The sequence below is a fragment of the Pseudomonas costantinii genome (assembly GCF_001870435.1).
Classification (GTDB): Bacteria; Pseudomonadota; Gammaproteobacteria; order Pseudomonadales; family Pseudomonadaceae; genus Aquipseudomonas; species Aquipseudomonas costantinii.
Genome location: NZ_MDDR01000026.1, coordinates 1 through 24,487 on the forward strand (window position 1 = coordinate 1; position 24,487 = coordinate 24,487).

Below are 24,487 nucleotides of genomic sequence, written 5' to 3' on the forward strand. Positions count from 1 at the left end.
CAGAGCACGGCGGCCTGAAAGCCGACCTGAGTGGTGTGGATCAAAAGCCAGATCAGAAGCAGGGCAGATTGCAGTTTCCCTGATGTATGGAGATTAAAAATGTGTGCGGGCTTGCTCGCGCACATGTTTTACCGCTTTTGATCTACATCACTCAGGTCGGCTTTCAGGCCGCCGTGCTTTTGATCTTGATCTCAGGCGCCCCGTTAAACCACGATGGCCGAACGCAGGTATTACGGAGCGGGTAAACCGGCAGGACGCCGGTTTAGCCGCGACGGGGCAGGGACGCCCCGTCGCGGCGGCCCGCGTAGTAATGCCGGAGTGAGGGCATGCCGAGCCTAGGCGAGGCACCGAGTGGTGGGGCAAGAGCGTTTTGGTTACTTTTGCGCTGTTCAAAAGTGACCCGCTGTAAGAGCGGAACCCATATCAGCCGTTACCGCAGCAACGGATATGTACACCGACAAGAAGCAAAAAAGGCGCAACCCTCACGGATTACGCCTTCTTCAACAGCAACTATCTATCAGCTACCCAACGCCTTGGAAGCCAACCAGAACAACCCGGCCGACAGGCCCACGGTCGCCGGCAAGGTCAATACCCAAGCCATCAGGATGGTCTTCACGGTCCCACCTTGCAGGCCGCTTTTGTTAGCAACCATGGTCCCGGCAACACCCGAAGACAGTACGTGAGTCGTGGAAACCGGCAAGCTGAAAATGTTGGCCAAGCCAATCATGCTCGCGGTGGTGATCTGTGCCGACATGCCTTGGGCATAGGTCATGCCCTGCTTGCCGATCTTCTCACCGATGGTCAATACCACACGTTTCCAGCCCACCATGGTGCCCAGGCCCAAGGCCAATGCGACGGCGAGGATCACCCAGAATGGTGCGTATTCGGTGGTGGCGGTCAGGTCTTTGCGCAGCTTGTCGAGGTCGGATTTTTCACGCGCATCCAGGCCAGGCAACTTGCCGACCTTCTTCGCAGTGTCATCCAGGCAGAGCAAGTAGCGGCGTACCTCAATACGGTGATCAGCAGTCAGCGAGTGGTAGTCCGAGACGCCTTTCAATGTGTTGACGAGCGCGTTGATGGTTGGCTCGGTCTGCTGCGGGTTGCATTGGAACTTGCCCGGCAGATCGTCCTTCACGCTTTTACCCAGGGCCAGAAACTCGCCCAGGGTTTCGTGATTGCGCTGGTAGAACTGGTTCAGGTGCACGGTCGCGTCACGGGTACGTTCGATCTGGTAAGTGGTACTGCCCAGGTCGAGTACGAACTGTGCCGGTACGATACCGATCAACACCAGCATGATCAGGCCGATACCTTTCTGACCATCGTTTGATCCGTGTACAAAGCTCACGGCCATGGCGGAAATTACCAGGACCAGGCGGTTCCAGAATGGCGGGTGCTTCTTGTCGTCAAGCTTGCGGCGCTGGTCTGGGGTCTTGTGCATCTTCGACAGCGGGCGCCACCATTTCAGCGCGATCAGTACCAGGGCCGCGACCAGGAAGCCGGCCATAGGCGAGAACACCAGGGACGCACCGATATCGATCGCTTTCTGCCAGTTAACACCGTCAGCCAGGGGAATGTCGTTGATCAGGGCATTGGCCAGGCCGACACCGAGGATCGAGCCGATCAGGGTGTGGGAGCTGGAGGCCGGGATACCGAAGTACCAGGTGCCCAGGTTCCAGGTAATCGCCGCTGCCAATAAGGAGAAGACCATCGCCAAGCCATGGCCGGTGTTCACATTGATCAGCAACTCCACCGGCAGCAAATGCACGATGGCGTAGGCGACACCCACACCACCGAGCAACACACCGAGGAAGTTGAACACCCCGGAGAAGAACACGGCCAGGTGCGGCGGCATCGCTTTGGTATAGATGACTGTGGCCACCGCGTTAGCGGTGTCATGAAAGCCATTGATGAACTCGAAGGCGAGGACAAAGGCCAGGGCGAGCAACAGGCTCACTAGAACCCAAGCATCCAGTCCGCTGAATAAATCGATCATGAAGGTTTTCTGACCCGGTCGTAAGGGGGCGCGATTATGCCAGAAAACCTCAGTAATCGATGCACTAGCTGCTCATCGGTAACAATCTTCATTGAAAAACCATAAGGGAAAGGTGCGCATCCCAGGCTTTTCGGGGCTTTGGCAAGTCTTTGATTTATAAAGCACAGGGTCAAAAACGCGGGTTTTTGTCATCCAAACGTCATGTCTGAAACATTTGTATGAAATTTCGTTGGTAGCAGCAGGACGCTGACCAATCGGGACCGATGTGAGGTGCCCTCCGCCGGTGGTGGGCCGGCAGAGACAGCAAGACCCTGGCGTCTCAAATCGAAGCGCTTATGGCTCTTCGGTTTTGAGTTCCTGTTCAATCTTTTGGATTTCCTGGGCAAATGCCTGATCCAGCAAGCTGGCTCGCTTGCGCCATGGCTTGCGCTCCGGCTCAGGCTGGGCGGCGTAGGTGGTGACTTCCCCGCCGTAAACGTCCTTGTAACGTTGCTCCTGGCGCTCAAGTTCTGCGCGCAGTTCGTCTTTCGTCACAGTGTTACCTAATTAAGTTGAGTTTATCTACTGTGCAGCGTCATGCCTGAAAATCGTCCTCGGGTTGTTTCAAGTTGAACAGTGGAACCGTTCAAGTTTGAAAGGCGGACCGAAGGGCAGTTCTTTTAAGCTGATACTTATGACCGGCAATGCACACAGCCCGCAACGCCTGGTGAGCTCCGCTCCCGATAATTGATACCGGGCTGACCTCTGCACAAGCTGCATTATAGCGCTGCATTTGAATAACACTATCATCATGAAGTTAAAAAGCGTCAACGTGGTGTGAGGGTTTTATTACAGGTAGGCGTCAGTATTTACGAAAAGCGGGCGTCGTAAATTCTGTGCTCTTTTACATGTCGGCGCGAGTGTTCGAACTTTTTGGCGCTATCAAACAAGGTCGAGGTTTGGGGGAGGCGCCCAGTCGACTCGCAAAATTGCGATAATCGAATGGGTGTCCGATAATCGCCCAATGTTGCAGGCTTTGCCTTGAACATACCGACCGGCGCGGCTTGTAATAGCCGCCAACTCTCCCCGCGGTTGAAAATAAGAGAAAGGACCCCTGAAATGAACGATCAATTGCGCAACTCCTTTGCGTCAGTGGCGCCGCCGATCGTGGCTTCACCGGCCAAGCGCATCCAGGCGTTTACCGGTGATCCGGACTTCATGACCTCCCTGGCCCGTGGCCTGGCCGTGGTGCAGGCGTTCCAGGAGCGCAAGCGGCACCTGACCATCGCGCAGATCAGCCACCGCACCGAAATCCCTCGCGCCGCCGTGCGTCGCTGCCTGCATACCTTGATCAAACTGGGTTACGCCACGACCGACGGGCGTACCTATTCGCTGTTGCCCAAGGTCCTGACCCTGGGGCATGCCTATTTATCGTCCACGCCTTTGGCAGTGTCGGCCCAGCCTTATCTGGACCGCATGAGCGAACAACTCCACGAAGCCTGCAATATGGCTACGCTCGAAGGCGACGACATCCTCTATATCGCCCGTTCTGCCACCACCCAGCGTCTGATTTCCGTAGACCTTTCGGTGGGCGGACGCTTGCCGGCGTATTGCACCTCCATGGGCCGTATTCTGCTCGCGGCGCTGGACGATGCTTCGCTGCAGGACTACCTCGATCACGCCGACCTGCAAACCAAGACCAGCCGTACCCTGACCACGCCCGAGGCCTTGTTCGAATGCTTGCAACAAGTGCGTCAGCAGGGTTGGTGCATCGTTGACCAGGAATTGGAGCAGGGTCTGCGTTCCATCGCTGTGCCGGTGTATGACGCATCCGGCCAGGTGTTGGCCGCGCTCAACGTCAGCACCCACGCCGGGCGGGTCAGTCGCAGCGAACTGGAGCAGCGTTTTCTGCCGAGCATGCTCAGTGCGAGTCGTGAGTTGAGTGCGCAGCTGTTTGCCTAAGTGTTCGGTGACCGCACAGATACCGGCTCGATGAATTGACGATGTTTCCCCTGGCTTATTAATGTGCGGCAGCGCTGTCAGCGCCGCCCCAATAATAATCACGACCCAAGGTCGTTCGCCCGCCCATCGGTGTGGAAATAAGAATAATGAATCAGCCCTCTGTCGGTACTAACCTGGACGTCCAGTCCTTTATCAATGCCCAGCCACTGTCACGCTATCAGTGGCGCGTGGTAATCCTGTGTTTCCTGATCGTTTTCCTTGATGGCCTCGACACTGCTGCCATGGGCTTTATCGCGCCTGCGCTGTCCCAGGACTGGGGCATCGACCGCGCCAGCCTCGGCCCGGTGATGAGCGCCGCGTTGATCGGCATGGTATTCGGTGCACTGGGTTCCGGCCCGCTGGCAGACCGTTTCGGGCGCAAAGTGGTGCTGGTGAGTGCGGTGTTAGTATTTGGCGTCTTCAGCCTGGCTTCGGCCTACAGCAGTAACGTCGACCAGTTGCTGGTGCTGCGCTTCCTGACCGGGCTGGGCTTGGGCGCCGGCATGCCGAACGCCACCACGCTGTTGTCCGAATACACCCCCGAGCGCCACAAGTCGTTGCTGGTGACCAGCATGTTCTGCGGCTTCAATCTGGGCATGGCCGGCGGCGGATTTATCTCGGCCAAGCTGATCCCTGCGTTCGGCTGGCATGCTTTGCTGATGATCGGCGGCATTCTGCCGTTGATTCTGGTCGTCGTGCTGGTGCTGTGGCTGCCGGAATCGGCGCGCTACCTGGTGGTGCGTAATCGCGGTACCGATAAGGTGCGCAAGACGCTGTCACCCATCGAGCCGAACATAGTCGCCCAAGCCACCAGCTTCAGTGTGCCCGAGCAAAAAACCGTCAAGGCTCGCAACGTATTTGCGGTGATCTTCTCCGGCACCTACAGCGCTGGCACTTTGCTGCTGTGGCTCACCTATTTCATGGGGCTAGTGATTGTTTACCTGCTGACCAGTTGGTTGCCAACGCTGATGCGCGACAGCGGCGCCAGCATGGAACAGGCCGCGTTTATCGGCGCGTTGTTCCAGTTTGGTGGCGTGTTGAGTGCGGTCGGCGTGGGCTGGGCAATGGACCGGTTCAATCCCCACAAGGTCATCGGCACTTTCTATCTTCTGGCCGGGGTGTTTGCCTACGCGGTCGGGCAGAGCCTGGGCAATATCACGCTGCTGGCGACCTTGGTGTTGATCGCCGGGATGTGTGTCAACGGTGCGCAATCGGCGATGCCGTCCCTGGCCGCGCGCTTTTATCCGACCCAGGGCCGCGCCACGGGCGTGTCATGGATGCTGGGCATCGGCCGCTTCGGCGCGATCCTCGGTGCATGGATGGGCGCTACCTTGCTGGGCCTGGGCTGGAACTTCGAACAGGTGCTCACCGCGTTGGTGATTCCGGCCGCATTGGCCACGGCCGCGGTGGTGATCAAAGGCATGGTCAGCCACTCCGACGCGACCTGAGGTTTGGTGCGGTCAAATGTGGGAGGGAGCAAGCCCCCTCCTGCATTGACCGAGTTTGCACAGATGATTAGCAAGGCAACAATCTGTTCGATAATCGAACGCTGAGTCGATTATCGGATTGTTTGACCCATTTCTCCGGCTTAATCTTCAAGCACTTCGGCGCGACCTCAGCGCCTTTTTCGATCCACACCGGGAGCCCAAACCCCATGGCTGAAATTCTTTCGCTGCGTGACGCGGTGAAGCAATTCGTGAACGACGGCGATACCGTCGCACTGGAAGGCTTCACCCATCTGATCCCAACGGCAGCGGGTCATGAAATCATTCGTCAGGGCAAGAAAGACCTGACGCTGGTGCGTATGACGCCTGACCTGATCTACGACCAGTTGATCGGTGCCGGTTGCGCTCGCAAGTTGATTTTCTCCTGGGGCGGCAACCCGGGTGTGGGCTCCCTGCATCGCCTGCGCGACGCGGTAGAGAAGCAATGGCCGCAACCGCTGGAGATCGAAGAACACAGCCACGCCGACCTGGCCAATGCCTACGTCGCCGGTGCCTCGGGCCTGCCATTCGCGGTGCTGCGTGCCTACGCCGGTTCCGACCTGCCCAAGGTCAACCCGCTGATTAAAACCGTGACCTGCCCCTTCACCGGCGAAGTGCTCGCGGCGGTGCCGTCGGTGCGCCCGGACATCACCGTGATCCACGCGCAGAAGGCCGACCGTAAAGGCAACGTATTGCTTTGGGGCATTCTCGGCGTGCAGAAGGAGGCGGCCTTGGCGGCCAAGCGTTGCATCGTCACCGTCGAAGAAATCGTCGACGATCTGAATGCACCGATGAATAGCTGCGTGCTGCCAACCTGGGCTCTGACGGCGGTGTGCCATGTTCCCGGCGGCGCGCACCCATCCTACGCCCACGGCTACAACGAGCGTGATAACCGCTTCTACCAAGCGTGGGACCCAATCGCTCGCGACCGCGGGACCTTTACCGCCTGGATCGATGAGTACATCCACGGCACTGCCGATTTCAGTGAATTCCAGGCCAAGCTGGCCACCGCGCAGGAGGCCAAGTAATGGCTTACTCGACCAATGAAATGATGACCGTCGCCGCCGCGCGCCGTCTCAAGAACGGCTCCGTATGCTTCGTCGGTATCGGCCTGCCCTCCAAAGCGGCCAACCTGGCACGCCTGACCTCGTCGCCCGATGTGGTACTGATCTACGAGTCCGGCCCGATTGGCGCCAAGCCCAACGTACTGCCGCTGTCCATTGGTGACGGCGAGCTGGCGGAAACGGCTGATACCGTCGTGCCGACCGGTGAGATTTTTCGCTACTGGCTGCAAGGCGGGCGCATTGACGTGGGCTTTCTCGGCGCGGCGCAGGTCGACCGCTTCGGCAATATCAACACCACCGTGGTCGGCGATTATCACCAGCCAAAAGTGCGCCTGCCAGGTGCTGGTGGCGCGCCGGAAATTGCAGGCTCCGCCAAAAGCGTGTTGATCATCCTCAAGCAGTCGTCGCGTTCGTTTGTCGACAAGCTGGACTTCATTACCTCGGTCGGTCACGGCGAAGGCGGCGATTCGCGTAAACGCCTGGGCCTGCCGGGTGCCGGTCCTGTAGGGATCATTACCGACCTGTGCATTATGGAGCCGGAAGAGGGCACTCATGAGTTCGTAGTCACCGCGCTGCACCCAGGCGTGACCCGCGAGCAAGTGGTTGCCGCCACCGGTTGGGCGATTCGTTTTGCGGATCAAGTGACCACCACGGCTGAACCGACTGAAGTCGAATTGACTGCCCTGCGTGATCTCGAAGCGCGTACTGCCGCCGCCCACGGCCAAGCGCCAGGAGAAGCCTGATGCGTGACGTATTTATCTGCGATGCTATTCGCACCCCCATCGGCCGTTTTGGCGGTGGCCTGTCGACCGTGCGCGCCGATGATTTGGCGGCGCTGCCGATCAAGACGCTGATCGAGCGCAACCCCTCGGTGGATTGGAGCGCAGTCGACGAAGTGTTCCTGGGTTGCGCCAACCAGGCCGGCGAAGATAACCGCAACGTAGCGCGTATGGCGCTACTGCTCGCGGGCCTGCCGGAAAGCATTCCCGGGGTGACCCTCAACCGTTTGTGCGCCTCGGGCATGGACGCGATCGGCACCGCCTTTCGCGCCATCGCCAGCGGCGAAATGGAGCTGGCGATTGCCGGTGGCGTCGAGTCGATGTCGCGCGCGCCGTTCGTGATGGGCAAGGCCGATGCGGCGTTTTCGCGCAACATGAAGCTGGAAGACACCACCATCGGCTGGCGCTTTATCAACCCGTTGATGAAGGCTCAGTATGGCGTCGACGCGATGCCGCAGACCGCCGATAACGTGGCTGACGACTATAAGGTATCCCGTGCGGATCAGGACGCTTTCGCCCTGCGCAGCCAGCAACGTACCGCCGCCGCTCAGGCCGCCGGGTTCTTCGCCGAAGAAATTGTGCCGGTGCGCATCGCCCATAAAAAAGGCGAGACCGTGGTGGAACATGATGAGCATCCACGCGCCGACACTACCCTGGAAGCGCTGACCAAACTTAAGCCCGTCAACGGCCCCGACAAAACCGTCACCGCTGGCAATGCCTCCGGTGTGAATGACGGTGCGGCGGCGCTGATCCTGGCCTCCGCCGAAGCCGTCAAGAAACACGGCCTCACTGCCCGTGCCCGCGTATTGGGCATGGCCAGCGCCGGTGTCGCACCGCGCGTGATGGGTATCGGCCCGGTACCGGCGGTGCGCAAGCTGGTGGAACGCCTGGGTTTGGCCGTGACCGATTTCGACGTGATCGAACTCAACGAAGCCTTCGCCAGCCAAGGTTTGGCGGTGCTGCGTGAACTGGGCATCGCCGATGACGCGCCTCAGGTCAACCCGAATGGCGGCGCTATCGCACTCGGCCATCCCCTGGGCATGAGTGGCGCACGGTTGGTACTGACGGCCCTGCATCAGTTGGAAAAAACCGGCGGCAGCAAAGGCCTGGCGACCATGTGTGTGGGCGTCGGCCAAGGCTTGGCCCTGGCGATTGAACGCGTCTAATAAGAGAGGATTGCTCCATGAGTGACAAGCCCGGTTACCGGCGCCCGCAAGCGGGCACCCAACCTGATTACCTGCACCCGGCCTACCAGTCGACGAACTTGCGTTCGCCGTCCCAGCCGTTGGTGTTCCTGCCCCATTCCTTGTCGGAAATCACCGGCCCGACCATCGGCGCCGAGCGGGTTAACGAGAAGGACAACGACCTGACCGCCCAGCATGAAGGCGAGCCCCAGGGCGAGCGCATCATCATCCACGGCCGCGTGCTGGATGAGAATGGCCTGCCGGTGCCGGGCATCCTCGTGGAAATCTGGCAGGCCAACGCCGCCGGACGCTACAACCACAAGCGTGACCTGCACGATGCGCCGCTGGACCCGAACTTCACCGGCACTGGCCGTACCATTACCGATGCGGATGGCTGGTACCAGTTCCAGACTATCAAGCCTGGGGCCTACCCGTGGGGCAACCACCACAATGCGTGGCGCCCGGCGCATATCCACTTTTCGCTGTTCGGCCCAAGCGTGCTGACGCGTTTGGTCACGCAGATGTACTTCCCCGGCGACCCGCTGCTGGAATACGACCCGATCTACAACTGCGTGCCCGACACCTCGGCCAAGCAGCGTTTGATCGCCAGTTTCGACCTGGAAAAAACCGTCCCGCACTACGCCCTCGGCTACCGCTGGGACATCGTCCTGCGCGGCCGCGACGCCACGCCGATGGAGAAATGAGATGACACTCAACGCGACCACGTCCCACACCGTCGGGCCGTATTACCACATCGGCCTGACCTGGCTGAACCGCGAAGACCTGACCGTGCCCGCCACCCTCGGTGAACGCGTGGCGATCAGCGGGCAAGTGGTGGATGGCAACGGTGATGTTGTCAACGACGCCATGCTGGAAGTCTGGCAGGCCAATGCCGCCGGCAAGTACGACCACCCTGAGGATGAGCAGGACAAGGCCGTCGACCCGAACTTTGAAGGCTTTGGCCGAGTGCCGGTGGATGCCGAAGGGCGTTTTCGGTTTACCACTATCAAGCCGGGCAGTGTGCCGGGTTTGAAGGGCACGACCCAGGCGCCGCACTTGGTGGTGCTGGTGTTTGCTCGTGGGCTGGTGAAGCACCTGCTGACGCGGATTTATTTTGACGGTGAGGCGTTGAATGGGGATGACGCGTTGCTGGCGTGTGTGCCGCAAGAGCGCCGCCGCACCCTGATTGCCAAGACGGATGCGGACGGCGTGTATCAGTGGAATGTGATTTTGCAGGGCACAGATGAAGAGACGGTGTTTTTTGATTATTGAGTTGGCTTGAAATCTATCGCAGGCAAGCCCGCTCCCACAGGTGATCGCATTTCAATGTGGGAGCGGGCTTGCTCTCGAAGAGGTCGGTTCAAGCAACAGATATCCAAAAGTCTGCTTGCGGAACATGGTTGTTGCAAAGTATGTCTAGGCTACAACCGTTCCCACTGAGTGAAAAAACATGACAACAACAACGGATCACTACACCGGAGAAGAACGCAAAAAACGGATTTTTGCGATTGTCGGTGCCTCCTCCGGCAACCTCGTCGAATGGTTCGACTTCTACGTCTACGCCTTCTGCGCGATCTACTTCGCCCCAGCGTTTTTCCCGTCGGACAACCCCACCGTACAGTTGGTTAACACCGCCGGAGTGTTCGCTGCCGGGTTCCTGATGCGGCCCATTGGCGGGTGGTTGTTCGGGCGTGTGGCCGACAAGCACGGCCGAAAAAACTCGATGATGATCTCGGTGTTGATGATGTGCGCCGGCTCGCTGGTCATCGCCTTTTTGCCGACGTACAAAGACATCGGGGTTTGGGCGCCGGTCCTGCTGCTGGTAGCACGTCTGTTTCAGGGCTTGTCCGTGGGCGGCGAGTACGGCACCACCGCGACCTATATGAGTGAAGTAGCGCTCAAGGGCCAGCGCGGGTTTTTCGCCTCTTTCCAGTACGTGACCTTGATCGGCGGGCAATTGCTCGCGGTGCTGGTGGTGGTCATCCTGCAACAGTTTCTCAGTGAGGACGAACTGCGAGCCTGGGGCTGGCGGATTCCGTTCGTGATCGGCGCCATCGCGGCAGTGATCTCCCTGCTGCTGCGTCGCACATTGAAAGAAACCACCAGTAAGGAAATGCGCGAGGACAAAGACGCCGGCAGCATTGCCGCGCTGTTTCGCGATCACAAGGCAGCCTTTATCACGGTGCTGGGCTACACCGCCGGCGGCTCGCTGATTTTCTACACGTTCACCACCTATATGCAGAAGTACCTGGTGAACACGGTAGGCATGCACGCCAAGACCTCGAGTTACATCATGACCGGCGCATTGTTCCTCTACATGTGCATGCAGCCGGTGTTCGGCATGTTGGCGGACAAGATTGGCCGACGTAACTCGATGCTCTGGTTCGCGGGCCTCGGCACCCTGTTCACGGTGCCAATCCTGCTGACGCTGAAAACCGTCAGCAGCCCGTTCCTGGCTTTTGTGCTGATCACCCTGGCCCTGGCGATTGTCAGCTTCTACACCTCCATCAGCGGCCTGGTCAAAGCGGAAATGTTCCCGCCCCAGGTTCGTGCCTTGGGCGTGGGCCTGGCTTATGCGGTGGCTAACGCAATTTTTGGCGGTTCGGCGGAAGTCGTCGCACTGAGCCTGAAATCCATCGGCATGGAAAACACCTTCTATTGGTACGTCACCGCGATGATGGCGGTAGCCTTCCTGTTCAGCTTGCGCTTGCCGAAACAGGCGGCGTACTTGCACCACGATCTGTAACCGGAAGTAGGGATGAGTTATGACACTGCGCACGAGCAATCAACTGTTCGACGCTTATTTCACCGCTGACAGCATGGCCGAGGTGTTCTGCGATCAGGGGCGCTTGCAGGGCATGCTGGATTTCGAGGCGGCGCTGGCCCGGGCCGAGGCCCAGGTCGGGCTGATCCCGCAGGCCGCCGTCGCACCGATTGCCCAGGCATGCCTGGCTTCGCTGTACGACGCGGATGCCCTCGGCGTGGCGATTGCCACGGCGGGGAACTCTGCGATCCCGTTGGTGAAAGCGCTGGGCAAGTTGATTGCCAGTGAAGATGCCGGTGCTGAACGCTATGTTCATCTGGGCGCGACCAGCCAGGATGTGATGGACACTGGCCTGGTGCTGCAACTGCGACACGCTGTGGCATTGATCGAAGCCGACCTGGCGCGCTTGGGTGAAGTTCTGGCCGTGCAGGCCCAACGTTATGCGGGCGTACCGTTGGCCGGGCGTACCTGGTTGCAACACGCGACACCGGTCACGCTGGGGATGAAAATCGCCGGTTGGCTGGGGGCGGTGACGCGCAGTCGACAACGTCTCGCTGAACTGAAACCGCGCCTGCTGGTGCTGCAATTCGGGGGGGCGTCCGGAACGCTGGCGGCGCTCGGCGAACACGCAATGCCAGTGGCCGAGGCTTTAGCGACGGAACTGCAACTGACCTTGCCGGAGCAACCTTGGCACACCCAACGTGATCGCCTGGTGGAGTTCGCCGGCGTTCTTGGCCTGATCGCCGGTAGCCTCGGCAAAGTGGGCCGAGATATCAGCTTGCTGATGCAGACCGAAGCGGCGGAAGTGTTTGAGCCGTCGGCACCGGGCAAAGGTGGCTCGTCCACCATGCCGCACAAACGCAACCCGGTGGGTGCCGCTGTGCTGATCAGCGCCGCCACTCGCGTGCCTGGCTTGGTGGCGACGATGTTCAGCGCCATGCCCCAGGAGCACGAGCGCAGCTTGGGCCTGTGGCATGCCGAATGGGAAACCTTGCCGCAGATTTGCCTGCTGGTCTCCGGAGCCTTGAAACAAGCGCTGCTGGTGAGCGAAGGGCTGGAAGTTGACCCTGCGCGCATGGCGCAAAACCTCGACCTGACCCAGGGCCTGGTGCTGGCCGAAGCGGTCAGCATCGTGCTCGCCCAACGCCTGGGCCGCGAAACCGCACACCATCTGCTGGAGCAATGCTGCAAACGCGCCGTTGCCGATGGGCGCCATTTGCGCGCGGTACTGGCCGACGAACCGCAGGTCACCGCCGAGTTGTCAGCGGCTGAACTGGACCGCTTGCTCGACCCGGCCCACTACCTGGGCCAGGCGCACACCTGGGTCACCCGCGCGGTGGCCGACCATTTTGCTTTGAACGCCTGACTGCTTGAGGAGACCGCTGTGGCTTTTGTACAACTCGCCGAGGGCGAACTGCATTACCAACTGGATGGGCCGGTCGACGCACCGGTGCTGGTGCTGTCCAACTCCCTGGGCACCGACCTGCATATGTGGGACCTCCAGATCCCGGCTTTCACCGAGCATTTTCGTGTGTTGCGTTTCGACACCCGTGGCCACGGCAAATCCCTGGTGACCGAGGGACCGTACAGCATCGAGCAACTCGGTCACGACGTGATCGCGCTGCTCGACGCACTGGATATCCAGCGTGCGCATTTTTGCGGGCTGTCCATGGGCGGCTTGATCGGCCAATGGCTGGGCATTAACGCGGGCGACCGTCTGCAGCGCCTGGTGGTGTGTAACACCGCGGCCAAGATCGGCACGCCCGAGGTGTGGAACCCGCGCATCGAAATGGTACTGCGCGATGGCGCGGCGGCCATGGTGGCCCTGCGTGATGCATCGATTGCGCGTTGGTTTACGGCGGACTTCGCCGAGGCTCATCCCGACCAAGCCAAGCTGATCACTGACATGCTCGCCGCCACCTCACCAGAGGGTTATGCCGCCAACTGCGGGGCTGTACGTGATGCGGATTATCGTGAGCAGTTGTCGTCGATCAAGGCGCCGACCCTGGTGATTGCCGGCACTGAAGACGCGGTTACACCACCCGCCGGCAGCCACTTCATCCAGGCCCATGTGCAGGGCGCCGAATATGCCGAGTTCTATGCGGCGCACCTGTCCAATGTCCAAGCCGGCGCTGCGTTCAGCGACCGGGTGATTGAATTTTTGCTGGCTCGCTGAGGAGCGTTTTGTGGACGAGAAACAACGTTACGCCGAGGGTCTGCAAGTGCGTCGCGAAGTGCTGGGCGACGCGCATGTCGATCGCAGCCTCAATGCTCTGACCGAGTTCAACAGTGAGTTCCAGGAAATGATCACCCGCCACGCCTGGGGTGATATCTGGACCCGGCCCGGCCTGCCTCGGCATACGCGCAGCCTGATCACCATCGCGATGCTGATCGGCATGAACCGCAGTGAAGAGTTGAAGCTGCACCTGCGCGCTGCGGCCAGCAATGGGGTGACTCGTGCCGAGATCAAGGAAGTGCTGATGCAGAGCGCGATCTACTGCGGGATTCCGGCCGCGAATGCGACGTTTCACTTGGCGGAGTCGGTGTGGGATGAGTTGGGTGTGGAGTCGCGGCAGCAGGACTGAATTTGAAATGCGGTTAAATGTGGGGGAGGTCTTCGGGGTGTGAGTACATATCCGTTACCGCAGCAACGGATATGCACCCAGCGGACCCGTAACAACCACAAAGCCCAAGCCATAAAAATACCTATGGCTATCGCAAGCAAACCACACCGGAGATCTCCATTGCATCGGGGGGGTCAGTGGGAATCCGAGTCCCACACCCAATTCCACACGCCCGGCAGATGCACTTCTTCATTCACATCCTTCACCGTGCGCGCCAGGGCCGCGCGTTCAAGCGTGGCATGGTCGGTGTAGAACGGCTCGACGGCGGTCTTCATGCCGTTGATCCGGGCGCTGTCCATCAGGATCTGTAGATACTCCTGCAAGTGCCGGGCGGTGTAGCGGTTGATATCGTGAAAGGTCACCACCACCGGTATCACGCCGTCCACCGTCGGCAACTCCCCCAGGGCAATGCGCTCGCGCACCACCGACAGCTGCCGATACAGGTTGGCCCGACGACGAGGGCTGCCATTGAAGCCCCAGATCTTGCCGTCATTGGCGCTCAGGTCCGTCAGCAGCACGTGCATGCCGTGGCGCTGGTAGGCGGCGAAGGTGCGTTTGTCGTAGTTCCAGAAGGGCGGACGTACCAGCACAGGTGACGCGCCGGTGATCGATGCAATATCGGCCGCGCCCTGGGTAAGGGTGCTTTCCAGTTCGGCATCATTCAGCCAACGGTGATTGGTATGAAACGCCGTGGCAGTGTGGAAGGCCAGGACGTGGCCCGCCGCGTATTCACGTTCCATGGTCTTGCGGCCCCGGGGGCTGCCACCGGAACGGGAGGCTTCGGTTTGCAGGAAGAACACCGCCTTGATGCCCGGCAGTATTGGGTTTTTCGCAAGGTCAGCCATCACCGAACGGCTCGGGTTGTTATAGCCCGAAGCGCTGGGGCCGTCATCGAAGGTCAGCAGAAAGCGGATCGGTGCCTGCGCCTGCAGGCGCTGTTCGGTCTGTGGCGTCAGGGCGATGGGCGGGCCAATGCAGCCGCTCAGGCTCAAGGCCAGGGCAAGCACGGCAGACGCGATGGCTAAGGATTTCATGGTGTGCGCGGGCTCGAAAAAAGGCCGCTGCTGGGTGGATCAGCAGCGGCAGGCGCGCACCATACAGCAAGTTTGGCGCCGGTTTACAGCAGACTGATCGGGTAACTGACGATCAACCGGTTTTCATCGAACTCATTATTGCTGTAGTCCCGGCGCATGCTGGAATTACGCCACCGTACGTTGAGATCCCTGAGTACGCCACTCTGTACGGTATAGCCCAGTTCGCTCTCGCGGCCCCATTCCTTGCCGTCGGTGATGGTGCCGGTGTGCACGTTGCTACCACTGATGTAGCGGTTCATCAGGGTCAGGCCCGGTATGCCGAGGGCGGCGAAGTTGTAGTCGTGGCGCACTTGCCAGGATTTTTCCTGGGCGTTGTCGTAGCTGGAGTTGTAGCTGTCATTGGCCAGGGTGCCGCCGCTGGTGCCGTTGACGCGCATCCAGGCACTGCTGCCGGTGAGTTTTTGCAGGCCGACATAGAAGGTGTTGCCGCCGTACTTGGCGGAGAACAGGCCGGACCAGGTCTTGTTGTCCAGCTCACCGGCGCGGGCGCTGCCGTCGTCTTTGCCGTAGAAGAACCCGAGGTTGGCGCCCAGGGTCCAGTCACCCAGTGGCTGGCTGTGGGTCAGGTTGACGAATTGTTGACTGTAGATGTCCTTGAGCTGGGCATTCCACAGACCGATTTGGGTGCGTTTGTCGTTGAACGCGTATTCGCCGCCCTGGAAGTTGAACCGATCGGAGGTGAACGCCGGTTTCCCGGTCATCGACAGGTCGTTCATGCTGCTGTCGTCGCGCGGGCTGTTGGCGCGGAACTGGCCACCGTAAAGGGTCAGGCCGGCGATCTCTTTAGAGGTGATCTGCCCGCCACGCAGGGTTTGCGGCAGCGAGCGGCCGTCGTCGGCACGCAGGATCGGCAGGACCGGCATCCATTCGCCGACCTTCACTTCGGTCTTCGAAATCCGAGCCTTGAACGCTACGCCAAGGCGCCCGAAGTTATCCGCCGGGCGGCCATCGTGGTCCAGAGGCAGCAGTTGGGTGCCGCCGGTGCCGCGTCCGCCATCAAGCTTTTGTGAGTACAAACCCAGCACATCCATGCCGAAACCCACCGTGCCCTGGGTAAAGCCGGATTTGGCGTCGAGGATGAAGCTTTGCGTCCATTCCTGTGCCCCACCCTGGGCTTTGGTCGGGTTGGTGAAATTGCGGTTGAAGAAGAAATTGCGCAGGTTGAGGTTGGCGCTGGCGTCTTCGAGGAAGCCGTGCTCTTCGGCGACTACGGGTAGGGCAAGACTGGCAACAGCGGTAGCCAGCAACAGCTGACGAGGGTGGAAAGTGCTCATGGCGTTAGACCTGTTGTTATTGGGGTTATGCAGGTGCGGGCCATGTTGCTTGGCGGTGCGGGGGCGATGAAAGTGGGGGAGAGCGGGTTGTGGGCGATGATCGAACGCAAGTTGACGGGCCTGCGCATTGCGCCCAGGCCCGATCTCCTTGTTACCGTTTGGGCAGGTCGATGTGGGTCCAGGGCACGGCGGGCAGGTAATGCTGGGCGACGATGATTACCGCCACCATCACCACCAGGAACACCGCTTGCAGCGGGCTCCAGAATGCCCAGTGCAGACCATTGAGCCACGGGTAGGCCAGGCTTTTATCACCCAGGTGGCCAATGCGTTTGGTATGCAGCAGGTTGATCAGCAGCGTCCCGGCATAGGTCACCGCACCCAGAATGCCTAGCATCAGCCCGCATGCCACGAGCATGGCCAATTGCGGGATGCCATGGCGTAACACTAGCCAGTACTGGTTGGGGTTCAGGCGCTTGGGGATCAAATACTGGCTCAGCCACACGTCCGCAACCATAAAGGACGAACTCATCCCGGCCCACATCTGCGTGATCCGAAAGCCGATCGCGGCCGGCACGATTGCCAACACGAGGAAGATGAGTACGACCCCGAAGTCCAGCTTTTCGGTTTGATCATGGGCGAGGTTCAAGCCAACGGCCAAGGCGAAGATCGCCCAAAGCCGGATAAGCAATTGGGTGTAAATCGGTCGTGGGACAAATTTTCGCCAAAAGAACAGGTCACTCTGGGGCAGGCGTTCGATCAGTTGCGGGTAGCGCCAGGTCAGGGTATCGCCCAGGTGCTGACAGGCGTTCCACTCGTTTTGGCCAAACCTTTCGATGATGCGCATCTGTTGGGTCGCGGTCATAGGTATGAGCAGCAAGCGTGCGGCCAGGGCATCGGCAGAGGTGCGCCGGGTGTCCTGGGCTTTGTCTTGCAGGCTGGCGTAAAAACTTTCCTGCTCACAGCGCGACACCAGCCCACGCCACATCCACGCAGGTTCCGGGTACACACCTTTTTGGTCATCCCAGCCAAACGCCTGGCACACGCGCTCGAACAGCGGCACGCTCCATTGGGTGTCGTGGAGCAGTTGCAGGATGATGCGTTGCCACTGTTGCTGTTGGTCGAACACACGCAGCCAAGCTTGCTCGTTGTAGTGCGTCAGTTGCGTGACGAACTCGCGCTCGGCCTTTTGCTCCAGCAGGTCCTGCAAGGTGTGGCGGTATTCCTGCAGCAGTTCGCCAGTGAGTGCTTCGTGCTGCCAGGGCGTCATGGCTACACGTTGCCACGGCGTCAGCCATTCCAAGTGTTGCACCGCCCAGCGGGTGATAGCACCACGTTCGCCGGGGGCTTCGAAGCAATGACGCAGCAGACCGGCCTGGAACGCGTCGGCGCATTGTTGTTGCTGGGCCTGGGCCCAGCGTTCATCGAGGTTGTGCACGTTGAGGCCGGTCACCAGCGCCTGGGCCGGGTCCGGCTTGGGCGTCTCAAACGGCGCCGGGCTGAGTGGGCGAATGTCCATTAACTCGGCCAGGTCGTTGAGGTTGCCATAGGCCTGTTCGAGCACCGGCGCCGAAGCGCTTTGCTCTTCCTCATTGTCGGCTCGCCAGCGTGCTTCACTCAGCGCGTGTTCATAGGCTTCACGCAGGCGCTGAAAACCTTCGGCGTCATCGTCCGGGCGGCAGCTTTTCAACAGTCGCGCGTAGGCACGCTTGATCGTGCGCTCGTCCGCATCGTCCGTCAGTTGCAACACAGTCCAACAATCCATGTTGTGTTTCCTCAGCGCCAGAACCCGTTGTCGAGTTGTTCAAGTTGCCGGGTGAGTTCGCTGCGGGCGTCACGGATGCGGCGTTCGTCCTGAGTGTCGAGGACCTGTTGGAACTGCGCGGCCCAGTGCCCGAATTGTTCGCGCAGGTCGCCCAGGCTTTCCTGGTAAAGGCGTTCGAGGCGGGCGGTCAGCACGGTGTTGACCTGCTGGTCGCGCGGATGAATCTTTAACAGCGCCAAGGCTTGCAGGCGTTGCTGGATCTCTTGCGGGCTGAGCACGCCAGGGTTGTTCTCGATTACCAGTGAATGCTGCTCGCCGGTCAGTGGAATGTTCACCTGTGCTTCCAGCAAACCGTTGTTGTCGTAGGTGAAACGCACGTCCAGCGAGACTTCACCCGCCTTGCGTTTGGGCACGGTGATGTCCAGCTGGCCGAGTTCGATGTTGTCTTTCACCAGGCGACTTTCGCCCTGGTAGATCTTCAACAACACGCGAGTCTGGTCGTCGTAGAGGGTAACTACGCTTTTGACCCGGCTCACCGGTACGCTGCTGTTGCGTTCGATCAGTGGCAGGTAATGGCCGCTTTCGATATGGCCGCCGTACTGGTTTGAGGTTTCGATGCCCAGGGTGTAGGGGCAGACGTCGGTCAGCACGACCTCTTCCAATGCAGCCGAGCGGGCCTTGAGTGCGGCCTGGATCGCGGCGCCGTGGGCAACCACTTGATCCGGGTCGAGGCTGATGGACGGGAAGCGCCCGAACAGGCCGGCGGCGAGTTTGCGCACCAGCGGCATGCGCGTGGTGCCGCCCACCAGCAGGATTTCATCCAGGTCGCCGACGCGAATTCGCGCATCGCGCAGGGCGCGTTCGATTGGCGCGCGCAGGCGCTCCAGCAATGGTGTGTAGAGCTTGGCGAGTTCCGCCTGAGTAATGGTTTTGACCCATTGTTGGCCGTCGACGCGCAGGGCGAATTCGGCGCTGTCGTCTTGGCCCAGGGCTTTGCGCACGCGCTCGGCTTCGCGGCGCAGGGCTTGCAAAACGCTGCTGGTGGGCGGGAAATCCTGGGCATTACGCTGGCTGTCGACGAAGTGCTCCAGCAGCAGGGTGTCGAAGTCTTCGCCACCGAGGAAGTTATCGCCAGCGCTGGCGCGCACTTCCATCACACCGTCGAACAGCTCGATGATCGATACGTCAAAGGTGCCGCCGCCGAGGTCGAACACCAGGAACGAGGTTTCCTTGTCACGCTGGTGCAGGCCGTAGGCCAAGGCTGCGGCGGTGGGTTCGTTGATCAGTTTTTCAACGTTGAGTCCCGCCAGTTCACCGGCGATGCGCGTGGCTTTGCGTTGGCCGTCGCTGAAGTAGGCGGGCACGCTGATCACGGCTTCGGTGACGGTGTGGCCGTAGGTGCGTTCGATGTCTTCTTTCAGACTTTTGAGCACCAGCGCCGAGAGTTCTTCGGGGCGGAATGAGCGGTCACCCAGGCGCACTTCGGTAGCACTGCCCATGTAGCGCTTGAACAGCGAGGTGGTCAGGTGCGGGTGGGTGTGCAGGCGTTCCTTGGCGGCTTGGCCAACCAGGACGCGACCTTGATCATCCAGGCCAACCACGCTTGGGGTCAGCAACTGGCCAAGGGCATTGAGCACCAATTCGGCGGCATCGCCGCGCCAGACGGCGGCGAGACTGTTGGTGGTCCCCAGGTCGATTCCTACGATCATTACGACAAGCTCCCTCTGTGGTCTGTAAGAATCTGTTACCAATTTTACCCTGAAAGGTTGAAGGGAAAGCAAGGTGGCTTGCTCTCACATTTGCTTGATCACCAGGCATAAAAAAACCGCTTCCGGTAAGGGAAGCGGTTTTCTCTACAACGCTGCTATCAGAACAACTTCAGCGGCGGTGCTTCTTCTTTCAACGACTCGTTTTTCGCAGTCTGCTCGCTCCAGCCACCGCCGAGGGCCTTGTACAGGTTGACCTCGCTGGTCAGCTGCGCCAGGCGGTCGGTGATCAGCGATTGCTGGGCACTGAACAGTTGGCGCTGGGCATCGAGGAACGTCAGGTTGCTGTCGACACCAATGCGGTAGCGACGCTCAGCCAGGCGGTAGTAATCCTGGTTGGCCGCGACGAAGCCACGCTGGGCGTCCAGTTGCTGCTTGTAGGTTTCACGCGAGGCGAGGCCGTCGGACACTTCCTGGAAGCCGGTCTGGATCGCTTTCTCGTAGTTCGCCACGTTGATCTCTTTCTGGATCTTCGAGTAGTCCAGGCTTGCGCGCAGGCTACCGGCATTGAAGATCGGGATGTTGATCTGCGGGGCAAACGACCAGGTGCCCGAACCGCCTTTGAACAAACCGCCCAGGGTCGGGCTCGCGGTACCGGCGCTGGCCGTCAAGCTGATGCTCGGGAAGAACGCCGCACGGGCTGCGCCGATATTGGCGTTGGCTGCCTTGAGGTTGTACTCGGCCTGCACGATGTCGGGACGACGTTGCAACAGGTCCGATGGCAACCCGGCCGGCACTTCGCTGAGCAGGTTATCCGACAGCGGCTTGCTGGCGATGTTCGCCGGCAGGCCGGTGCCCAGCAGCAGCGTCAGGCTGTTTTCGTCCTGGGCCACTTGGCGGGTGTAGCGCGCCAGTGCCACGCGGGCGTTTTCCACCGAGGTGCGCGCTTGGCTGAGGTCCAGAGCCGAGGCCACGCCGACTTCGTTGCTGCGTGAGGTCAGCTTGTAGCTCTGCTCGTAGGCACCCAGGGTGTCCTGGGTGAGTTTGAGCAGTTCCTTGTCGGCCTGCCAGGTCAGGTAGGCGTTGGCCACGCTGGCCACCAGGCTGATCTGGGTGCTGCGACGCGCTTCTTCAGTGGCGAAGTACTTTTGCAGTGCTTCTTCACTCAGGCTGCGCACGCGGCCGAACAGGTCCAACTCGTAAGAGCTGATCCCGAGACCGGCCGAGTATTGACTGGCGATCGTCGATTCGCCGGTGCTCGACAGCTTGGCCGGCGTGCGCGAGCGGCTGCCGCTGCCGGTGGCCGACACGGCCGGGAACAGGTCGGCACGCTGGATTTGGTACTGCGCCGCGTAGGCGTCGATGTTCAGGGCCGCGACACGCAGGTCGCGGTTGTTCACCAGCGCAGTCTGGATCAGCTGTTGCAGGGCCGGATCATGGAAAAACTGCTTCCAGCCTTGCTCGGCAGCGGCCTGGCTCGGCGCCTGGGCCGACGAATACGCCGGCCCCTGCGGGAACTGTGCTGCAACCGGCGCTTCGGGGCGCTGATAGTCAGGTATCAGCGAGCAGCCACTGAGCACGAATGCCGTGACGGCTAAGGAAAGTAGCGACTTGCTCATTGGCCAGCCTCTTTAGGAGTTTCAGTAGTGTCAGTCTTTTTACGTTCGCCGGCGGCGGACACGGTTGCGAAGAACAACGGCACCCAGAAGATCGCCAAGACAGTGGCCGTGATCATACCGCCAATTACGCCGGTACCGATCGCGTGCTGGCTGCCCGAACCTGCGCCGGTGGAAACCGCCAGTGGCAGTACGCCGAGCATGAACGCCATGGAGGTCATGATGATCGGCCGCAGACGCATCCGGGACGCCTCGATGGCCGCCTCGACGATGCCTTTGCCTTGTTCATGGAGTTCTTTGGCGAACTCTACGATCAGGATGGCGTTCTTCGCTGCCAGGCCCACCGTTACCAACAGGCCCACTTGGAAGAACACGTCGTTGGACAACCCGCGCAGGCTGGTGGCGATCAGCGCACCGATCACACCCAGTGGCACCACCAGAATCACCGCGATCGGGATCGACCAGCTTTCGTACAGTGCCGCGAGGCACAAGAACACTACCAGCAGCGACAGGGCGTACAACGCAGGCGCCTGGGAACCGGACAGACGTTCTTCGTACGACAGACCGGTCCAGGAGTAACCAACGCCGGCCGGCAGGTCTTTGGCAATGCGCTCGACTTCCGCCATCGCGTCACCGGTACTGTAACCAGGTGCGGGAGTACCGAGGATTTCCATCGCCGCTACACCGTTGTAACGCGAGAGCTTCGGCGAGCCGTAGATCCACTTGCCCGAAGAGATGGCCGACAGCGGCACCATCTTCCCGGAGGTGCTGCGCACGTACCATTTATCCAGGTCTTCCGGGGACATCCGGCTAGCGGCGTCACCCTGCACATACACCTTCTTCACACGACCACGGTCGATAAAGTCGTTGACGTAGCTACCACCCAAGGCAATCGCCAGGGTGCTCTGGATATCCGACAGGCTGATGCCTTGGGCGCTGGCTTTCTCGTCGTCAACGGTCAGTTCGTACTGCGGCTCATCGTTCACGCCGTTAGGGCGCACACCTGCCAGGATCTTGCTTTGTGCCGCAGCACCGAGGAACTGGTTGCGCGCAGCCATCAGCTTATCGTGGCCGACGCCGCCCTGGTCTTGCAGGAACACGTCGAAACCGGTGGCGTTACCCAACTCCAGAACCGAAGGCGGCACGATGGCAAATACCATGGCGTCCTTGAAGGCCCCGAAGAAGTAACCCTGGGCACGCTTGGCCACCTCGAATACCGACTGGGACGCATCGCGCTCACCCCACGGCTTGAGCATCACGAACGCGAGGCCCGAGCTTTGGCCACGGCCGGCGAAGTTGAACCCGTTCACGGTAAACACCGACTTCACAGCCTTGCCTTCGCCAGGCTCGCCTTCCTTGTCATTGAGCAGGAAGGCACGCATGTCGTCGATGACCTTCTGCGTACGTTCAGCCGACGAACCGACCGGTGTCTGCACCTGGGCAAAAATTACACCCTGGTCTTCTTCAGGCAGGAACGCGCTTGGAATACGGGTGAACATCCAGATCATGCCGGCAAGGATCAGCGCATACACCAGAAACGCCGGGATCTTGTGCTTGATCATGGCGCCGACGCCACGCTCGTACTTCAGAACGCCGCTGTCGAAGGTGCGGTTGAACCAGCCAAAGAAGCCGCGTTTGGGTTGGCCGTGTTTCTCCGGGTCGATTGGCTTGAGCATGGTGGCGCACAAGGCCGGGGTGAAAATCAGGGCAACCAGTACCGACAGCGCCATGGCCGAAACGATGGTGATGGAGAACTGTTTGTAGATCACACCGGTGGAGCCACCGAAGAACGCCATCGGCAACAGTACCGCCGACAGTACTAGAGCAATACCCACCAGGGCGCCCTGGATCTGGCCCATGGACTTGACCGTCGCTTCTTTCGGCGACAGATGCTCCTCGGCCATCACCCGCTCGACGTTTTCCACCACCACGATGGCGTCATCCACCAGCAAGCCGATGGCCAGGATCATACCGAACATGGTCAGGGTGTTGATGGTGAAGCCGAACGCGGCCAGGATCCCGAAGGTACCCAGCAATACCACCGGTACGGTCATGGTGGTGATGATGGTGGCGCGGAAGTTCTGCAGGAACAGGAACATCACCAGGAACACCAGCACGATCGCTTCGACCAGTGTGTCAACTACACCGGAGATCGATTCGGTGACGACAGGCGTGGTGTCATACGGCACCACGGCCTTCATGCCTGGCGGGAAAAACGGTTCCAGGGACGCCACGGTCGCGCGGATCGCCTTGCCGGTGTCCAGGGCGTTCGCGCCCGCGGCCAGCTTGATCGCCATACCGGAAGCCGGCTTGCCGTTGAACTGCGCACTGATGCTGTAGTTCTGGCCGCCCAGTTCGATGCGGGCAACGTCGCGCAGCCGAACTTGCGAGCCGTCGGTATTCACCTTCATCAGGATCTTGCCGAACTCGTCAGCGCTTTGCAGGCGAGTCTTACCGATGATGGTGGCGTTCAGCTGAGTGCCGGGCAGGGCAGGCAGGCCGCCCAATTGGCCGGTGGCTATTTGTACGTTTTGTGCAGCAATCGCGCTGCTGACATCGACCGGCGTCAACTGGTAGTTGTTCAGCTTGGCCGGGTCGAGCCAGATACGCATGGCGTACTGAGAACCGAAGACCTGGAAGTCGCCTACACCCGCGGTACGGGAAATCGGGTCCTGAATGTTGGACACGATGTAGTTGGACAAGTCGTCCTTGGTCATGCTGCCGTCTTCCGACACCAGACCGATCACCATCAGGAAGTTCTTCACCGACTTGGTTACGCGGATGCCCTGCTGCTGCACTTCTTGCGGCAGCAGTGGGGTCGCCAGGTTCAGCTTGTTCTGCACCTGAACCTGAGCGATGTCCGGGTTGGTACCCTGGTTGAACGTCGCGGTGATGGTCATGCTGCCGTCGGAGTTACTGTCCGAGGCGACATAACGCAGGTTGTCGATACCGTTGAGCTGTTGCTCGATGACCTGCACCACGGTGTCCTGCACGGTTTGTGCGGACGCGCCAGGGTAGGTCACCTGGATGTCGATGGCGGTTGGCGCAATGGCCGGGTATTGGTTGATGGGCAACTTCAGGATCGACAGTGCCCCGACCAGCATGATCACCAGGGCAATTACCCAGGCGAAAATGGGACGGTCGATAAAAAATTTCGACATGA

The 24,487-nt window shown here is 60.4% G+C and carries 19 protein-coding genes; 11 read left to right on the forward strand and 8 right to left on the reverse strand.

All coding sequences use genetic code 11. From position 1 onward, the window contains the following. Nucleotides 1-517: 517 nt before the first annotated feature. Together BFL40_RS13680 and BFL40_RS13685 are read right to left on the reverse strand one after the other, a co-directional pair. On the reverse strand, nucleotides 518-1,993 hold the full coding sequence (locus tag BFL40_RS13680; RefSeq protein WP_071484497.1) for an inorganic phosphate transporter: 1,476 nt from the start codon (nucleotides 1,991-1,993) through the stop codon (nucleotides 518-520). Between the two features lie 333 nt (nucleotides 1,994-2,326). Beyond that, nucleotides 2,327-2,527, reverse strand: coding sequence for a hypothetical protein (locus BFL40_RS13685; RefSeq protein ID WP_003189295.1), 201 nt, complete (start codon nucleotides 2,525-2,527; stop codon nucleotides 2,327-2,329). Between the two features lie 564 nt (nucleotides 2,528-3,091). Here BFL40_RS13685 and pcaR point away from each other — a divergent pair. The 11 genes from pcaR to pcaC all read left to right on the forward strand — a co-directional run bounded on the left by pcaR (nucleotide 3,092) and on the right by pcaC (nucleotide 13,833). Next, the gene (pcaR, locus tag BFL40_RS13690; protein WP_025855315.1) at nucleotides 3,092-3,934 is read left to right on the forward strand and encodes a pca regulon transcriptional regulator PcaR; all 843 of its coding nucleotides are present in this window, start codon (nucleotides 3,092-3,094) and stop codon (nucleotides 3,932-3,934) included. Between the two features lie 146 nt (nucleotides 3,935-4,080). Next, entirely contained in the window at nucleotides 4,081-5,421 is a 1,341-nt protein-coding gene (pcaK, locus tag BFL40_RS13695; protein WP_071484498.1) for a 4-hydroxybenzoate transporter PcaK, read from the forward strand. A gap of 206 nt (nucleotides 5,422-5,627) precedes the next feature. Next, nucleotides 5,628-6,485 (forward strand): CoA transferase subunit A, encoded by an 858-nt coding sequence (locus BFL40_RS13700; protein ID WP_071484499.1) that lies wholly within the window; start codon nucleotides 5,628-5,630, stop codon nucleotides 6,483-6,485. Beyond that, nucleotides 6,485-7,264: a CoA-transferase subunit beta gene (locus tag BFL40_RS13705; RefSeq protein WP_071484500.1), complete on the forward strand. Its 780-nt coding sequence runs from the start codon at nucleotides 6,485-6,487 to the stop codon at nucleotides 7,262-7,264. Before BFL40_RS13700 ends, BFL40_RS13705 begins: the two co-directional genes overlap by 1 nt. Beyond that, nucleotides 7,261-8,466, forward strand: coding sequence for a 3-oxoadipyl-CoA thiolase (pcaF, locus tag BFL40_RS13710; protein ID WP_174555613.1), 1,206 nt, complete (start codon nucleotides 7,261-7,263; stop codon nucleotides 8,464-8,466). Before BFL40_RS13705 ends, pcaF begins: the two co-directional genes overlap by 4 nt. A gap of 17 nt (nucleotides 8,467-8,483) precedes the next feature. Then, nucleotides 8,484-9,188, forward strand: a complete 705-nt coding sequence (pcaH, locus tag BFL40_RS13715) for a protocatechuate 3,4-dioxygenase subunit beta (protein ID WP_071484502.1) — start codon at nucleotides 8,484-8,486, stop codon at nucleotides 9,186-9,188. A 1-nt stretch (nucleotide 9,189) separates the two neighbouring features. Then, the gene (pcaG, locus tag BFL40_RS13720) at nucleotides 9,190-9,756 is read left to right on the forward strand and encodes a protocatechuate 3,4-dioxygenase subunit alpha (RefSeq protein ID WP_071484503.1); all 567 of its coding nucleotides are present in this window, start codon (nucleotides 9,190-9,192) and stop codon (nucleotides 9,754-9,756) included. Nucleotides 9,757-9,934: 178 nt separating this feature from the next. Then, the gene (locus BFL40_RS13725; protein ID WP_071484504.1) at nucleotides 9,935-11,230 is read left to right on the forward strand and encodes an MFS family transporter; all 1,296 of its coding nucleotides are present in this window, start codon (nucleotides 9,935-9,937) and stop codon (nucleotides 11,228-11,230) included. A 19-nt stretch (nucleotides 11,231-11,249) separates the two neighbouring features. After that, nucleotides 11,250-12,614, forward strand: a complete 1,365-nt coding sequence (locus BFL40_RS13730; RefSeq protein WP_071484505.1) for a 3-carboxy-cis,cis-muconate cycloisomerase — start codon at nucleotides 11,250-11,252, stop codon at nucleotides 12,612-12,614. A gap of 18 nt (nucleotides 12,615-12,632) precedes the next feature. After that, entirely contained in the window at nucleotides 12,633-13,424 is a 792-nt protein-coding gene (gene pcaD / locus BFL40_RS13735; RefSeq protein WP_071484506.1) for a 3-oxoadipate enol-lactonase, read from the forward strand. 10 nt (nucleotides 13,425-13,434) lie between these two features. After that, entirely contained in the window at nucleotides 13,435-13,833 is a 399-nt protein-coding gene (gene pcaC, locus BFL40_RS13740) for a 4-carboxymuconolactone decarboxylase (protein ID WP_003189316.1), read from the forward strand. A gap of 173 nt (nucleotides 13,834-14,006) precedes the next feature. On the opposite strand, the gene BFL40_RS13745 is transcribed toward pcaC, so the two are convergent. The 6 genes from BFL40_RS13745 to BFL40_RS13770 all read right to left on the reverse strand — a co-directional run bounded on the left by BFL40_RS13745 (nucleotide 14,007) and on the right by BFL40_RS13770 (nucleotide 24,485). Next, the gene (locus tag BFL40_RS13745) at nucleotides 14,007-14,906 is read right to left on the reverse strand and encodes a polysaccharide deacetylase family protein (RefSeq protein WP_071484507.1); all 900 of its coding nucleotides are present in this window, start codon (nucleotides 14,904-14,906) and stop codon (nucleotides 14,007-14,009) included. Between the two features lie 83 nt (nucleotides 14,907-14,989). Next, on the reverse strand, nucleotides 14,990-16,240 hold the full coding sequence (locus BFL40_RS13750; RefSeq protein ID WP_071484508.1) for an OprD family porin: 1,251 nt from the start codon (nucleotides 16,238-16,240) through the stop codon (nucleotides 14,990-14,992). A gap of 151 nt (nucleotides 16,241-16,391) precedes the next feature. Continuing rightward, nucleotides 16,392-18,002, reverse strand: a complete 1,611-nt coding sequence (locus BFL40_RS13755; RefSeq protein WP_071484509.1) for a J domain-containing protein — start codon at nucleotides 18,000-18,002, stop codon at nucleotides 16,392-16,394. Between the two features lie 11 nt (nucleotides 18,003-18,013). Then, nucleotides 18,014-19,711: a molecular chaperone HscC gene (locus BFL40_RS13760; protein WP_071484510.1), complete on the reverse strand. Its 1,698-nt coding sequence runs from the start codon at nucleotides 19,709-19,711 to the stop codon at nucleotides 18,014-18,016. A gap of 158 nt (nucleotides 19,712-19,869) precedes the next feature. After that, nucleotides 19,870-21,327, reverse strand: coding sequence for an AdeC/AdeK/OprM family multidrug efflux complex outer membrane factor (adeC, locus tag BFL40_RS13765; RefSeq protein WP_071484511.1), 1,458 nt, complete (start codon nucleotides 21,325-21,327; stop codon nucleotides 19,870-19,872). Beyond that, a complete protein-coding gene (locus BFL40_RS13770; protein WP_071484512.1) occupies nucleotides 21,324-24,485 on the reverse strand; it encodes an efflux RND transporter permease subunit in 3,162 nt (1,053 codons plus the stop codon). The genes adeC and BFL40_RS13770 overlap by 4 nt, the downstream gene beginning before the upstream one ends. Nucleotides 24,486-24,487 lie beyond the last annotated feature (2 nt).